Origin of the sequence: Vagococcus teuberi, from assembly GCF_001870205.1 — a bacterium.
Classification (GTDB): Bacteria; Bacillota; Bacilli; order Lactobacillales; family Vagococcaceae; genus Vagococcus; species Vagococcus teuberi.
Genome location: NZ_CP017267.1, coordinates 1 through 14,326, shown reverse-complemented (window position 1 = coordinate 14,326; position 14,326 = coordinate 1). Strand labels below are relative to the sequence as shown.

Genomic DNA, 14,326 nt, shown 5'->3' with positions numbered 1-14,326 from the left:
CGAACACTCCGTTCTTCTCTTTTATTATTACTTGACTATATTACCAAAAAAAAGCTTCAAACACAACTAAATCGGAACATTTAAAATAAAAAAACATATTTTAATCACAAATCACGAACATCAAAACTCTTCACGTGGTGAAATGGAGGTAAACTTATTATATTCTTTGATAAACATCAATTCTACTGTTCCTCTTGCACCACTTCTATTTTTTTCTATAATAACTTCGATAATATTATTAGACTCTTGTACCGGCTCATCATCGCCGTCCTCACCATCACGTTGATAATAATCATCACGATATAAAAAGGCGACAATATCTGCATCTTGCTCGATAGAACCAGATTCACGAATATCACTTAATACGGGACGTTTATCTTGTCGTTGTTCGACACCACGTGATAACTGTGATAATGCAATAACAGGAACTTTTAACTCTTTAGCTAGTTTCTTTAACTGACGTGAAATCTCAGACACTTCTTGTTGTCTGTTCTCACGTCCTGTTCCCTCAATCAGCTGCAAGTAATCTATTAAAATTAATCCCAATTCACCTTGTTCTTGAGCTAATTTTCGGCATTTCGCTCTAATTTCAGATATTTTGATTCCTGGAGTATCATCAATAAAAATATTTGCTCGTGACAAACTACCCATAGCGACAATTAAACTATTCCACTCTTCATCAGTTAATTGGCCTGTTTTCAAATGACTTGCTTCGATAGATCCTTCTGAACATAGCATACGATTCACTAATGATTCGGCACTCATTTCAAGACTAAAAATAGCAACTGATTCATTCGTTTTAGTTCCTACGTTTTGTGCGATATTCAAGGCAAAAGCGGTCTTACCTACCGCTGGACGAGCTGCTAAAATAATTAATTCTTCCGATTGAAGCCCTGCTGTCATTTTATCTAGTGCATGATAACCTGTAGGCAATCCCGTAATATCATCACCCTGTTGTGACAATTGCTCAATCTGTGCGATCGATTCGCTTAATACATCAGATATCGCTAAAAAGCCACTTCTATTTCTTTTTTCAGACACTTCTAATATCTGGCGCTCTGCCTCATCTAAAATGAACTCTACATCTTCATCTTGTTCGAAACCTTTTGCCACTATATCTGTGGCTGTTTGAATTAATCGACGTAGCAATGATTTTTGTTCCACTATTTTTGCATAGTAACCGACATTTGCTGCAGTTGGAACACTCGTTGTCAATTCAGATAAGTAACTAATACCGCCTACATCCTCAATTAATTGTTTCTGCTCTAGTTCTGTTTTCATTGTGATGACATCAATTGCTTCATTTCGATTATTTAAATCTAACATCGTTTGAAACAGTAATTGATGTGAACGACGATAAAAATCTGCTGAATCAATATATTCCATTGCCTCAATCAAAGCATCGGCATTTAAAAAGACAGAACCCAAAACCGCTTGTTCTGCCTCGATGCTTTGAGGTGGCACTCTATCTTGTTGAATATGTTCCATAGATTACAACCCTCAATTTCCGGCTACTCAACTACAACATGAACACGTAGTTTTGCGACCACTTCTTTATGTAATTTCACTGGAACAGTTGTATATCCTAAAGATTTAATTGGTTGTTCCATTTCAATTTTACGTTTATCTACCTTAATTTTATGTTGCTTTTGTAAGCCATCTGCAACTTGTTTTGAAGGAATAGATCCAAATAAGCGTCCATCTTCTCCGGCTTTTGACTTTATAATAACTTCAAAACCTTCAGACTCAAATTTTTCTTTTAATTGTTTTGCTTCCTCTAAAATCTCAGCATCTTCTTTTGCTTTAGCTTTTTCTTTTCCTTTTAATTCACTTAAACTTTGAGAAGTTGCTTCTTTAGCTAATCCTTTTTTTATCAAGAAGTTTTGTGCATACCCTACAGCAACATCTTTCACTTCTCCTTTTTTTCCTTTTCCTTTAACATCTTCTAAAAAGATAACTTTCATCTATATACACTCTCCTAATGATTCTAGTTATATACTCTTATCATTTTACCATAATCCATCGTATTTCTAAACTATTCTTCATTGTTTCACGTGAAACAAAAAAAGACATTCTAATGAATGTCTTTTGATTGATTTTAATTAGTCTTCACTAACAAATGGTAATAATCCCATAATTCTTGCACGTTTAATTGCAATCGTTAATTTACGTTGATGTTTAGCACATGTACCTGTCACACGACGAGGTAAAATTTTACCACGTTCTGAAACAAAGCGTGATAATAATTCAACATCTTTATAATCAATATGATCAATATGGTTAGCTGTAAAGTAACATACTTTACGACGACGGCGTCCGCCTCTTCTTTGTTGAGCTGCCATTTTATGCCCTCCTCTATTATTAGAATGGTAAATCGTCATCCGAAATATCTATCGATGATGAGTTTCCAAATGGATTACTGTTATCACGATCGAAGTTCGGCATGTCATTACTTGAAGATTGGCCAAATGATGATTGTGTATTTTGATTATTTTGAGAAAAATCATTAAATCCACCAGCATTGTTATCAAAGCCACCAGATTGTTGTTGTCTTTGACTTGATGCGTTTTTAGATTCTAATAATTGGAAATTCTCACAAACCACTTCAGTCACATACACTCTTTGTCCCTGTTGATTCTCGTAGTTTCTTGTTTGAATACGACCAACAACTCCTAAAAGAGTTCCTTTTTTAGCATAGTTTGCTAAAGTTTCAGCTGGTTTTCTCCAAATCACACAGTTAACAAAATCTGCTTCTCGTTCTCCACTTTGATTAGTAAAATTACGATTAACAGCCAAGTTAAAAGTGGCTACGGCAGAACCATTTGACGTATATCTCAAATCTGGGTCGCGAGTAAGTCTACCTACCAATACAACATTGTTAATCATTGGTTAATCTCCTTTCGTTATAAATGTTTCACGTGAAACATTATTAGTTTTCTTCTTTAACAACCATGTGACGTAAAATGTCATCATTGATTTTTGCTAAACGATCAAATTCATTGATTGCTGCAGCATCTGTAGAAGAAACTTTAACGATATGGTAGATACCTTCACGGAAATTTTGGATTTCGTAAGCTAAACGACGTTTTTCCCATTGTTTAGATTCCAAAACTTCTGCTCCGTTATCTTTCAAGATTGAATCGAAACGATTTACTAGAGCATTTTTTGCTTCCTCATCAATGTTAGGACGAATTATATACATGATTTCATAATTTGATACCTGACTCATTGATTTTCACCTCCTTATGGACTAAAGGTTCCTTATTTATAAGGAACAAGGAGAGTAAATTTTCATTTACTCACAGTATTAAATTATACACTTTTAAATGATTCATTGCAATATAAATTTATAATATCTTTATTTTAATCGACTTCTTGCCAATGAGCTGTTTCTTCAAATTGTTTAATATCATGAGTGGTATTCTGTGTAATTTTTTTAGGAAACCCAACAATAGCTAAAACACCCCTTAGTGACACTATCAATCATCTCGTTTAATGACTTTATTTCAGACATGAAACAACCATCACCTTCAGAAATAATATCGGTGACCCCATAGATGGCATAACTAGACCAGGTCTTAACTTGAACTCATCTGATAAGGCCATATTTAACGTCTGAGAGAGAATACAACTAATACCTAATTATTATTCCAGAAGCGTTAAAGACCGTTATAAGGACTATTTTATGACAATCAAACGAATTAGCAACTGGTTGTTGAATCAAAGGATGAATTAACAACTTTACCTCAATGGATGTCTCATTAGAAAAATCTGGTTTACACCAATCGTCTTCATTCATCTGTCTAAAATTTAAAACACCACAATTAGCATCTAGTTTCCCTTACAATAAACATGATCCCTGTAACTTATCTTAATGTTGTCTAAATTTTTTATCCACCAATTGACATGATACAAAAAGTAATAAAAACATCGCTGAGATTAATTCTATCAAGACTTCTACTTCACTACCTGATTTTATTCTGAAAAAAATCCATATTTTAATACTAACTCTAAAGGATTAATTAGTGGCCTGAATTTATCTTCAATGAAAGACAGCTTAGATAATTTCACCGATATACCTATTGTTTGGACAAAATAAGGTAACATTGTTAATTCCATCCCTAGTTTTGCTTTATAAATCAAATAAAAAACTACATTGAAAATTATTGATGCAATGAAATTCCTAAACCAATTTTAGGGGGCGGTATCATCAGAAAAATAATAATAAATCCCATTTGCGTTTACCTTTTTTCCTAATTGATTCAATTGATATTGCAGTTCTTCCCTAACATCATTATTTTTTCCCAGATAGTCTTGCCATTCTTCCACTACAATATAATGATGTGGTGAGTCTAATTCCACTGACTTTAAAGAGGAGTAGAGCATGTCTAAATCATACCAAGTAGCTGAATTAACATTGTCTTTCCTATTCATCATGCTAAGTAGGTAATACGTTGCTTCAGTCAAGTACTCCTCATTTGCAGAGCAATACGAAGATGGATCTTTTTCCCATCTCTTTTGAATCATTTGTCGATATCTTCGGCGTTCTTTCATGCTTACAAATATAATAAAACAAATCACTCCTATAAAAACTAGTCCTATAAATCCTACTTCAGTCATTTATACACCCCTTTATTTAAACTTTTTTGTAAAAAAACCATTCAAAATACAGTATATTTTGAATGGTTTTACTTTTATTCTTCAGAATTATTTTTTTCTTCTACTTCTTCTGTGACTTCAATTTCAATTTCTTCTGAAACAATAATTTCCTCATCTTCTTCAACTTCAATTGTCGCCATAGTAGATACTAAAGCATCTTCTTCTAAACGAATCAAGCGGACACCTTGGGTTGAACGACCAGTTTGAGAAACTGAATTCAATTCAAAACGGATGATAACACCTTTGTTCGTTACTAACATGATGTCTTCTTCGCCACTAACAGTTGTTAAGCCGACAAGATGACCATTTTTTTCAGTAATATTGACGGTCTTGATCCCTTTACCACCACGACCTTTAATTGGATACTCTTTAGCATGTGTTCTCTTACCGTAACCATTTTCAGTAATAACTAATACTTCCATGTCTGGTTTTAAAATATCCATGCCAATAACATAATCATTCTCTCTTAAACGAATACCACGAACTCCAGCAGCACTGCGTCCCATTGAACGCACTGCTTCTTCTTTAAAGGTAACTGAATAGCCTAAATTAGTTCCAATAATGATTGTATCATCACCATCAGTTAAGGCTACGTTGATTAATGAATCCCCATCTTTTAAGCCGATAGATTTCAATCCATTTGTCCTGATGTTAGCAAATTCTTGAACTGAAGTACGTTTTACCGTTCCTAGCTTAGTTGTGAAGAATAGGTATTGGTTAGAATCAGCTTTTCCTTCAACATTGATGATTGCTTCGATTTTTTCAGATGAATCAATCCCCAATAAGTTAATCACTGGGATTCCCTTCGCAGTACGACCATACTCAGGAATTTCATACCCTTTAGCACGATATACTTTACCCGTGTCAGTAAAGAATAATAACGTATCATGAGTTGAACATGATAAGAGATTTTCAACAAAATCATCATCATGTACACCCATACCTTGAACACCACGTCCACCACGGTTTTGTGTACGGAATTCTGTACTTGGCAATCGTTTAATATAGCCATTGTGAGTTAATGTGATAACCACATCTTCTTCTTCAATTAAATCTTCATCTTCAAGACTTAATACTTCTCCAACGAGTAATTCAGTCCGTCTTTCATCACCATATTTACGTTGAACTTCATCAAGTTCTTCAGAAATAATATCAAGTACTCTATGATGATTAGCTAATATGTCTTTCAAATCAGCAATTAATACTAATAAATCTTGGTATTCCGCTTCGATTTTTTCACGTTCTAAACCGGTTAAACGACGTAAACGCATATCTAAAATTGCTTGTGATTGTCTATCCGATAAATCAAACTGCTCCATCAAAGTTGCTTTTGCCACATCATCAGAATCAGATGCACGGATAATTTTAATAATTTCATCAATATGATCTAACGCAATTCTCAATCCTTCTAAGATATGAGCACGTGCTTCTGCTTTTTGTTTATCAAATTCTGTACGACGAACAATGACTTCTTTTTGATGTTCTAGATAATATTCTAGAATTGATTTTAATCCTAAAACTTTTGGTACACCTTTAACAATGGCTAGCATATTAAAACCAAAACTTGTTTGTAGTGAGGTTAATTTGTATAAATTATTCAACACAACAGATGCACTTGTATCTCGACGAATCTCAATGACAATACGCATACCTTCACGTGATGATTCATCTCTTAAATCAGTAATACCTTCGATTCGTTTTTCACGATGTAACTCAGCAATACGTTCAACTAGTTTAGCCTTATTCACCATATATGGAATTTCTGTTACAATGATGCGTTCTCGGCCATTAGATTTTTCTTCAATATCTACTTTAGCACGAACAATAATTGAGCCTCTACCAGTCTCATAAGCTTTACGAATACCAGATTTCCCCATAACAAGTCCACCAGTTGGGAAATCTGGACCAGGTAGAGCTTCCATTAATTCATTCGTTGTTACTTCTTTATTATCCATCAACAACTTCAACGCATCAATAACTTCAGATAAGTTATGCGGTGGTATATTCGTCGCCATACCAACCGCAATACCAGTTGTCCCATTAACTAGAAGGTTAGGAAATCGTGCAGGTAATACTTCTGGTTCTCTTTCAGTTTCATCATAATTTTTTTGGAAATTAACGGTATTTTTATTGATATCGCGTAACATTTCAATCGCAATCTTACTCATACGAGCTTCCGTATAACGCATCGCGGCAGCCCCGTCACCATCGACAGAGCCAAAGTTACCATGCCCATCAACTAACATATTACGGTAACTAAATGGTTGAGCCATACGCACCATGGATTCATAAATCGCACTATCACCATGAGGATGGTATTTACCCATAACATCCCCAACGATACGTGCTGATTTTTTATGAGCCTTATCAGGTGTCACGCCCATTTCGTTCATCCCATATAAAATACGGCGATGAACAGGTTTTAGTCCATCTCTTACGTCTGGTAACGCACGAGACACAATAACACTCATGGCATAATCAATAAAGGATTCTTCCATTTCTTGTGTCAAATTAACATCTTGAATATTTTCTCTGATTTCTTCAGACATGAACGTATCTCCCTTACTTAAATATCTAAATTCTTAACATAATGTGCATTGGCCTCGATAAACTCACGACGGGGTTCTACTCTATCCCCCATCAACATATCAAATACAGCATCTGCTTTAGCAGCATCTTCAACTGTTACACGTAACATTGTACGTTTGGCTGGATCCATTGTTGTATCCCATAATTGATGGTCATCCATCTCTCCTAGACCTTTATAACGTTGAATACTTGGTTTTGGTGTTGCTGGAAGATCGGCAACTGCTTGTGCTAATCTCTCATCGGCATCTTTTCCTGGTTGAATATATGTAATTTTTTTCCCTTGTTTTACCCCATACAATGGCGGCTGAGCAATGTAAACATATCCAGCTTCAACAATTGGACGCATATAACGATAAAATAGCGTTAATAAAAGAGTTCTAATATGTGCCCCATCGACGTCGGCATCGGTCATGATAATTAATTTATGATAACGTGCTTTTGATACATCAAAATCGCCACCAAACCCCGTTCCCATTGCTGTAAATAGTGAACGAATTTCTGCATTGGCCAATATTTTTTCCATGCTTGCTTTTTCGACGTTTAAGATTTTCCCACGAATAGGTAAAATGGCTTGATACTTACGGTCACGACCAGTTTTTGCTGAGCCTCCCGCAGAATCCCCTTCGACAATATATAATTCACTTTTCTCAGGATCACGACTTGAACAATCAGCTAACTTACCAGGTAAACTACTAATTTCAAGAGCTCCCTTACGTCGTGTTACTTCACGTGCTCTTTTAGCTGCCAAACGAGCTTTAGATGCTAAAATCCCTTTTTCAACGACACGTTTTGCTACATCAGGGTTTTCTAATAAAAATTTATTAAAGGCTTCTGAGAATAATCGATCTGTAACTGTTCTTACTTCAGAGTTACCTAATTTTGTTTTTGTTTGTCCTTCAAATTGTGGTTCTGGATGTTTGATAGAGATAACAGCTGTCATTCCTTCACGTACATCATCCCCACTTAAATTTTCGTCATTTTCTTTTAATAATTTTTGACGTTTTGCATAATCATTAATCACACGTGTTAAAGCAGTTCTAAAACCAAACTCGTGTGTTCCCCCTTCATAGGTATGGATATTATTAGCAAAACTCAACAAATTAGTATGGTAATCGTCAGTGTACTGGATTGCTACTTCAACACTAATATCTTGTTGTTCACCTTCTGTGTAAATTGGATCTGGAAAAAGAACTGTTTTCCCAGCATTTAAATACTCAACATAACTCTTAATCCCACCTTCGTAGTAGTAAGATTCTTCTTTTTCAGGACTCACACGTTTATCAGTAATACTAATACGTAATCCTCTATTTAAGAATGCTAATTCACGAATACGTGTTGCTAATTTATCATATTCAAAAATGGTTGTTTCTTTAAAAATTTCAGCATCCGGTTTAAAGTTAACAACTGTTCCGCGATGGTCTGTTTCACCAATTACTTCTAAGTCATCTACGACTTTTCCTCGATTAAATTCTTGATGATGAATTTTCCCATCAACATGAACTTTAACATTAAGTGATTCAGATAAAGCATTTACAACGGATGAACCTACACCATGTAAACCACCTGAGACTTTATAACCCCCACCGCCAAATTTTCCTCCAGCGTGTAAGACTGTAAAGACGGTTTCAACAGCTGGTCGTCCCGTTTTTTCTTGAATCCCTACTGGAATACCACGTCCATTATCTTTGACTGTGATACTGTTATCTTCTTCAATCGTGACATTAATTTCTGTACAATACCCTGCTAACGCCTCGTCAATCGAGTTATCGACTATTTCCCATACTAAGTGGTGCAAACCTTGTGGACCGGTCGATCCAATATACATTCCTGGGCGCTTTCTTACCGCTTCTAATCCTTCTAAGACTTGAATTTGACTTGCATCATATGCTGAAGCTTGGCCTTTGTTTACTTGTTTATCCGTCAACGTCTTCACTCATCCTTTCTACTTCTCCATTTGTTACATAGAATACTTCGGGTTTAATGTTTAATTTATCATTTAAATGCGACACACTCGTTGTTGTTAAAAATGTTTGGAGTTTATTATCAATAAATTCCATCAATTGTACTTGCCTTGCATCATCTAATTCACTTAAAACATCATCCAATAATAAAATAGGATATTCACCAATTTCATCATTAATTAACTCAATTTCCGCTAGCTTAACACTCAAAGCTGTTGTTCGTTGTTGACCTTGAGAACCATAAGTTTGAACATTTTGTCCATTAACCATAAAAACTAAATCATCTCTGTGTGGACCAACACTTGTTGTTAATTGAGCTAAATCTCTTGCTTCTGATTGTTTAAATTCTTTCATGAGTAAATGAAATAGCTCTTCTTGAGTCATCTCTTCTGTCAACTCTAGAGATGTTTTATAAGTAATGTTGAGTTTTTCTTTACCATATGAAATACTCTCATGAATTGTATTTGCCCATTTCTCTAATAATCCAATAAAATACAAACGTGAAAAGAGCACAAAACTTCCTTCTTGTGCTAATTGTTCATTCAATACATCTAAGTACACTGCATCATGTGTTTTATTATAAGCTGATTTTTTTAGATACTGGTTGCGCTGTTTCAAAACAGATTGGTAATTACTTAAGTGATGCAAATATTGTGAGTTGATTTGTCCAATTTCCATATCAAGAAATTTTCGACGATGTTGAGGTGAGCCTTTCACTAAGGATAAATCTTCAGGGGCAAATAATATGACGTTTAAATAGCCTATATATTGGCTTAATTTGGTCTGTTCTAATCCATTTACTTTTGTCTTTTTACCTTTGTTAGAAACAATCATCGTTAAATCAATGTCCCCATTTTTTTTACTGATATTCCCCTCAATTCGAGCAAATTCTTTATTCCATTGAATTAACTCTTTTTCATGATTACTTCTATGACTCTTTGTTAGTGATAAAACATAAATACTTTCTAATAAATTTGTCTTTCCTTGTGCATTATCTCCTACAAATACATTTAATTTAGGTGAAAAATCTAGTGTTAACTGATTATAATTACGATAATTTGTTAAGACAATTTGATTAAGCTGCATGATTATTCTTCATCCGATGTATTTTTTTCCATAAAAAAAGTACCTACATCAGGTATTTCTATCATCATATCTGCATATAGTTTTCTTCCACGACGGTTTTCTGGTTCTCCATCTACAAATACTGTATTCTCTTGTAAAAACCACTTAGCCATTCCACCACTGGAAATCACATCAACTTCTTTTAAAAATTGACCAAGAGTCATATATTCTGTCTTTAATTTAAATGCCTTTTTCACAAATTTTCACCTTCTCTGTTTCAATTTACCGTTACTTACATTATACCCTTTTTACAACCTAAAAACAAATTTTCTTTGGTAAAATCGTTTTTTAAGCATATATAGAATAAATCGATACTTTTATCATTTTTAAGCCTAAATCTCTTAGAACGTAAAATAATGAATATTTTTATAAAATTCGACAGAACGAATAAAAGTTATTTATTAAATTAAATGAAGTGGATTGTGTTAGAATTTAGATATGCGAAAGTAATTTGCTTTTCATACGCATTTTTACTTTAATAAAAAAACAAAGTATCGAAGTGATCAATACTTTGTTTTAGAATTTGAAAGAATGACTGATAAAATTATTCTTCAAGTAAGCTATTAATATAAGGAATCATTTTTTCTGGCTTATCTGTAGGTGCAAAACGTTTTACGACATTTCCATTTTTATCTACTAAAAATTTTGTAAAATTCCACTTGATTTTATTACCTAAAAAACCAAATGTTCCTTCAACTAAATAATCAAAAATTGGATTGGCATATGCTCCATTAACTTTGGATATTTCATGCATTGGAAAACTTACTCCATACGTCATTCGACAAGTTTGGCTTGCTTTTTGACTATCTTTTAATTCTTGATGAAACTGATCTGATGGGAATCCCAATACAATAACATCTTGATTTTTATATGTTTGATAAATTTCTTCTAACTCCTTAAATTGTGAAGCTAAACCACATTTAGTAGCTGTATTAACAATCACCATCACTTTTCCTTTATATCGTTCCATAGAGTAAGTTTCACCACTATCCAATGTGGCAATATAATCATAAATAGTCATGTTATTACCTTCCTTTTAATCTCTTTATATTCCGTTAAATTTGATCTTTTTATAAAAAAAACCTCACGTTATAAGTGAGGAATTCATATTTAATTAGTTCGGACAGGGGTAATTAATTGAATAAATTCAATGTCTCCATCTTTAGGTTGTAGTGTAAAGGGACGAATAGGTGAAATAAAACGAATTGTAATATCAATATCACCAAATGATTTTAATGATGCCTTCATATAATCTGGATTAAAAGATATAACTATAGGTTCTCCTTCAACTTCTAAGTAAGATAATTTCTCCTCTACATTTCCAATTTCTGGTGAATTTCCATATATAGTAACATTCTCTGAATCAATTGACAGTTTGACTATATTATTTCGACCCTCATGAGACAATAAAGATGCTCTATCTATTGCTGATAAAAGATTAGAAACATTAAAGTTTATTTCTGTATTAAAACTTGTAGGTATTAATCGATTTGTATCTGGATAATTACCTTCTAATAGTCGAGAATAAAAGTTCATAGTTTCTGTTCTAAATAAAATTTGATTATCCATTATAGATATATCAACTAATTCTTCTTCATCTTTAAAAGAACGTGATAATTCGAGTAAACTTTTTCCAGGAATAACGACATCAAATACTTGATTTACATTATCTAATTCAATTTTTCGTTGACTTAGTCGATGACTATCTGTTGCCACAGCTAGCAATTGGCTGTTATTCAATGTTAAATGTACCCCTGTGAGTATTGGTTTACTTTCTTGAGAAGATACTGCGAAAACAGTTTCGCTAATTAGTTTATTTAATACCCTAGCAGGTAATTTGAAGCTTGTTTTATCATCTACTATAGGTAATTGAGGGTAACTCTCTGCATTTAATCCATTAACATTAAATAAAGCTTTACCTGATGTAATAATGACTTGATTATTTTCTATTAACTCTAATGTTAATGTTTGCTCGGGTAATTTTTTGATAATTTCATTAAAAAAGCGAGCTTGAATTACAATAGAGCCAGTTGATTCAATTAACATATTCGCTTTTTCATTATTTACATTTAAAAATGTTTCAATAGATATATCAGCATTACTTCCTGTAAGAGTTAAACCTGATTCTGTAATCGTTAATTTTACTCCCGTTAAAATAGGAATAGTTGTTTTACCTGAAATAGCTCGTTGAACTGTAGCTAATTCTTCTAAAAATGCTGATCTATTTAGGGTAACTTTCATTAAGAGATCTCCTTTTAATTAATATTATATAAAATAGTAGTAGTAGTAGGTGCTGTTCATACTGTGGAAAAACCTTTTTTGTGGATAACTGGTAAAGGATTCAGCTTGTTGAAAAACTGTGGATAAATTAATATTAAATTTTGTTTTTTTCCACAGCTTTTCAAAGAAGTTTTTGTTTAATATCATTTACTTCTTTTTGTATAGTTATATCTTTTTCAATTAACTGTTGAATTTTTTCATGTGCATGTATGACTGTCGTATGATCTTTACCACCAAATTCTGCACCAATTTTTGGTAAAGAATTATCTGTTAATTCACGAGATAAATACATAGCGATTTGTCTAGGAACAACGATGGTTTTGACACGTTTTTTTCCCTTTAAATCTTTTAATTGCAGATGATAATACTTACATACTTCTTCTTGAATACCTAAAATAGATAATTCACTTTTTTCTTTCAAAGGTTTTAAACTTTTTAATGCATCAGCAGCCAGACTAGTTGTAATATCTTGCCCTTTCATTGTTGAAAAAGCTTGTACACGTACTAGGGCACCTTCTAATTCGCGTATATTTGAATCTATTTGACCAGCGATATAGGATAATGTATCGTCTGGAATTTCTAATCCTTCTGCATCTGCTTTTTTACGCAAAATGGCAATACGCGTTTCTAAATCAGGAGGTGTTATGTCTACTGATAATCCCCAAGCAAATCTTGATACCAATCGCTCTTGTAATTTTGGAATTTCATTTGGTAAACGATCACTAGTCAATACAATTTGATGACCCTCGTTATAAAGTGTATTGAATGTATGGAAAAATTCTTCTTGTGTCCCCTCTTTATCAGCAAAAAACTGAATATCATCAACTAGTAGTAAATCTACATTACGATATTCTTGCCTAAAATCTTCAGAAGTACTGTTTTTAATTGAATTAATATAGTCATTTGCAAATGACTCACTTGTAACATATTTTATTTTAGCGTCAACATTATTTGCCAACATTTGATGTCCAATAGCATGCATTAGATGTGTTTTCCCTAGTCCTACACCACCATAGAAGAATAGTGGATTATATGTGGCTCCAGGGTCTTCTGAAACAACTAATGCAGCCGCATGAGCCATCTGATTTCCTTTTCCTATGACGAAGGTGTCAAAGGTATATTTAGAGTTTAGTAACGCTTTTTTACTATTTTTTTTGACAATGTTTGGTAATTCTACAGGAGAATCTTTTTGTGTTTTGGTTACAATAGGCTCATCGTCTTGAATAATAAAAACAGGCGTAATTTCTTCACCTGTTAATTCAAAACCAGTTTCTACAATTTTTGCAGCTAAATTTTTTTCCCAGTAATTTTTATGTAAATCTGATGGTAGTTCGATTGTTAATATATTATTTTGCAAATTAATCGGTTTTGCAGGATCAATCCAGGCACTAAAACTTGGAGAAGTTAGTGATTTACGATAGTTTTCAACAAGTTCCTGCCAAATAAAATTAAAATCGGGCATAGTTATCCCCCTAACTCATATAGTCTTTTATATTCTAGCACTAAAAAAAAAAGTTTTCCACTGAATTTTTTAGTTGTGGATACTTTATTATCAAGTCTTAATAAAAGATATGCACAGCTTGTTTTTTTTTGTGCATATCTTTTTTTTAATTTATTTATTAACAAGATATACACAAATACAAACGTTAATTTTATAATATTTCATCACAGTTATTAACAGGTTAAGTAACGCTTGTTGATAACTTTTAAAT

At 33.1% G+C, this 14,326-nt stretch carries 13 protein-coding genes; all 13 read right to left on the bottom strand.

Annotated features, from left to right (window positions below; genetic code table 11):
- Positions 1-120: 120 nt before the first annotated feature.
- The 13 genes from dnaB to dnaA all read right to left on the bottom strand — a co-directional run bounded on the left by dnaB (position 121) and on the right by dnaA (position 14,076).
- Positions 121-1,488 carry a replicative DNA helicase gene (gene dnaB / locus BHY08_RS00065; protein WP_071455939.1) on the bottom strand — a complete coding sequence of 456 codons (1,368 nt, stop codon included), beginning with the start codon at positions 1,486-1,488 and terminating at the stop codon, positions 121-123.
- Positions 1,489-1,511: 23 nt separating this feature from the next.
- The gene (gene rplI / locus BHY08_RS00060) at positions 1,512-1,964 is read right to left on the bottom strand and encodes a 50S ribosomal protein L9 (RefSeq protein WP_071455938.1); all 453 of its coding nucleotides are present in this window, start codon (positions 1,962-1,964) and stop codon (positions 1,512-1,514) included.
- A 138-nt stretch (positions 1,965-2,102) separates the two neighbouring features.
- On the bottom strand, positions 2,103-2,342 hold the full coding sequence (gene rpsR, locus BHY08_RS00055; RefSeq protein ID WP_071455937.1) for a 30S ribosomal protein S18: 240 nt from the start codon (positions 2,340-2,342) through the stop codon (positions 2,103-2,105).
- 19 nt (positions 2,343-2,361) lie between these two features.
- Positions 2,362-2,886, bottom strand: coding sequence for a single-stranded DNA-binding protein (gene ssb, locus BHY08_RS00050; RefSeq protein WP_071455936.1), 525 nt, complete (start codon positions 2,884-2,886; stop codon positions 2,362-2,364).
- A gap of 43 nt (positions 2,887-2,929) precedes the next feature.
- Entirely contained in the window at positions 2,930-3,229 is a 300-nt protein-coding gene (gene rpsF, locus BHY08_RS00045; protein WP_071455935.1) for a 30S ribosomal protein S6, read from the bottom strand.
- 965 nt (positions 3,230-4,194) lie between these two features.
- Positions 4,195-4,620, bottom strand: a complete 426-nt coding sequence (locus BHY08_RS00040; RefSeq protein ID WP_071455934.1) for a hypothetical protein — start codon at positions 4,618-4,620, stop codon at positions 4,195-4,197.
- A gap of 74 nt (positions 4,621-4,694) precedes the next feature.
- On the bottom strand, positions 4,695-7,208 hold the full coding sequence (gene gyrA, locus BHY08_RS00035) for a DNA gyrase subunit A (protein ID WP_071455933.1): 2,514 nt from the start codon (positions 7,206-7,208) through the stop codon (positions 4,695-4,697).
- Between the two features lie 17 nt (positions 7,209-7,225).
- Positions 7,226-9,172 carry a DNA topoisomerase (ATP-hydrolyzing) subunit B gene (gene gyrB, locus BHY08_RS00030; RefSeq protein ID WP_071455932.1) on the bottom strand — a complete coding sequence of 649 codons (1,947 nt, stop codon included), beginning with the start codon at positions 9,170-9,172 and terminating at the stop codon, positions 7,226-7,228.
- On the bottom strand, positions 9,162-10,295 hold the full coding sequence (recF, locus tag BHY08_RS00025; RefSeq protein ID WP_071455931.1) for a DNA replication/repair protein RecF: 1,134 nt from the start codon (positions 10,293-10,295) through the stop codon (positions 9,162-9,164). Before recF ends, gyrB begins: the two co-directional genes overlap by 11 nt.
- 2 nt (positions 10,296-10,297) lie before the next feature.
- A complete protein-coding gene (gene yaaA, locus BHY08_RS00020; protein ID WP_071455930.1) occupies positions 10,298-10,531 on the bottom strand; it encodes a S4 domain-containing protein YaaA in 234 nt (77 codons plus the stop codon).
- A gap of 347 nt (positions 10,532-10,878) precedes the next feature.
- Entirely contained in the window at positions 10,879-11,355 is a 477-nt protein-coding gene (locus BHY08_RS00015; RefSeq protein ID WP_071455929.1) for a glutathione peroxidase, read from the bottom strand.
- A gap of 89 nt (positions 11,356-11,444) precedes the next feature.
- Positions 11,445-12,575 carry a DNA polymerase III subunit beta gene (dnaN, locus tag BHY08_RS00010; RefSeq protein ID WP_071455928.1) on the bottom strand — a complete coding sequence of 377 codons (1,131 nt, stop codon included), beginning with the start codon at positions 12,573-12,575 and terminating at the stop codon, positions 11,445-11,447.
- Between the two features lie 160 nt (positions 12,576-12,735).
- Positions 12,736-14,076 (bottom strand): chromosomal replication initiator protein DnaA, encoded by a 1,341-nt coding sequence (gene dnaA, locus BHY08_RS00005; RefSeq protein ID WP_071455927.1) that lies wholly within the window; start codon positions 14,074-14,076, stop codon positions 12,736-12,738.
- Between the last annotated feature and the right edge of the window lie 250 nt (positions 14,077-14,326).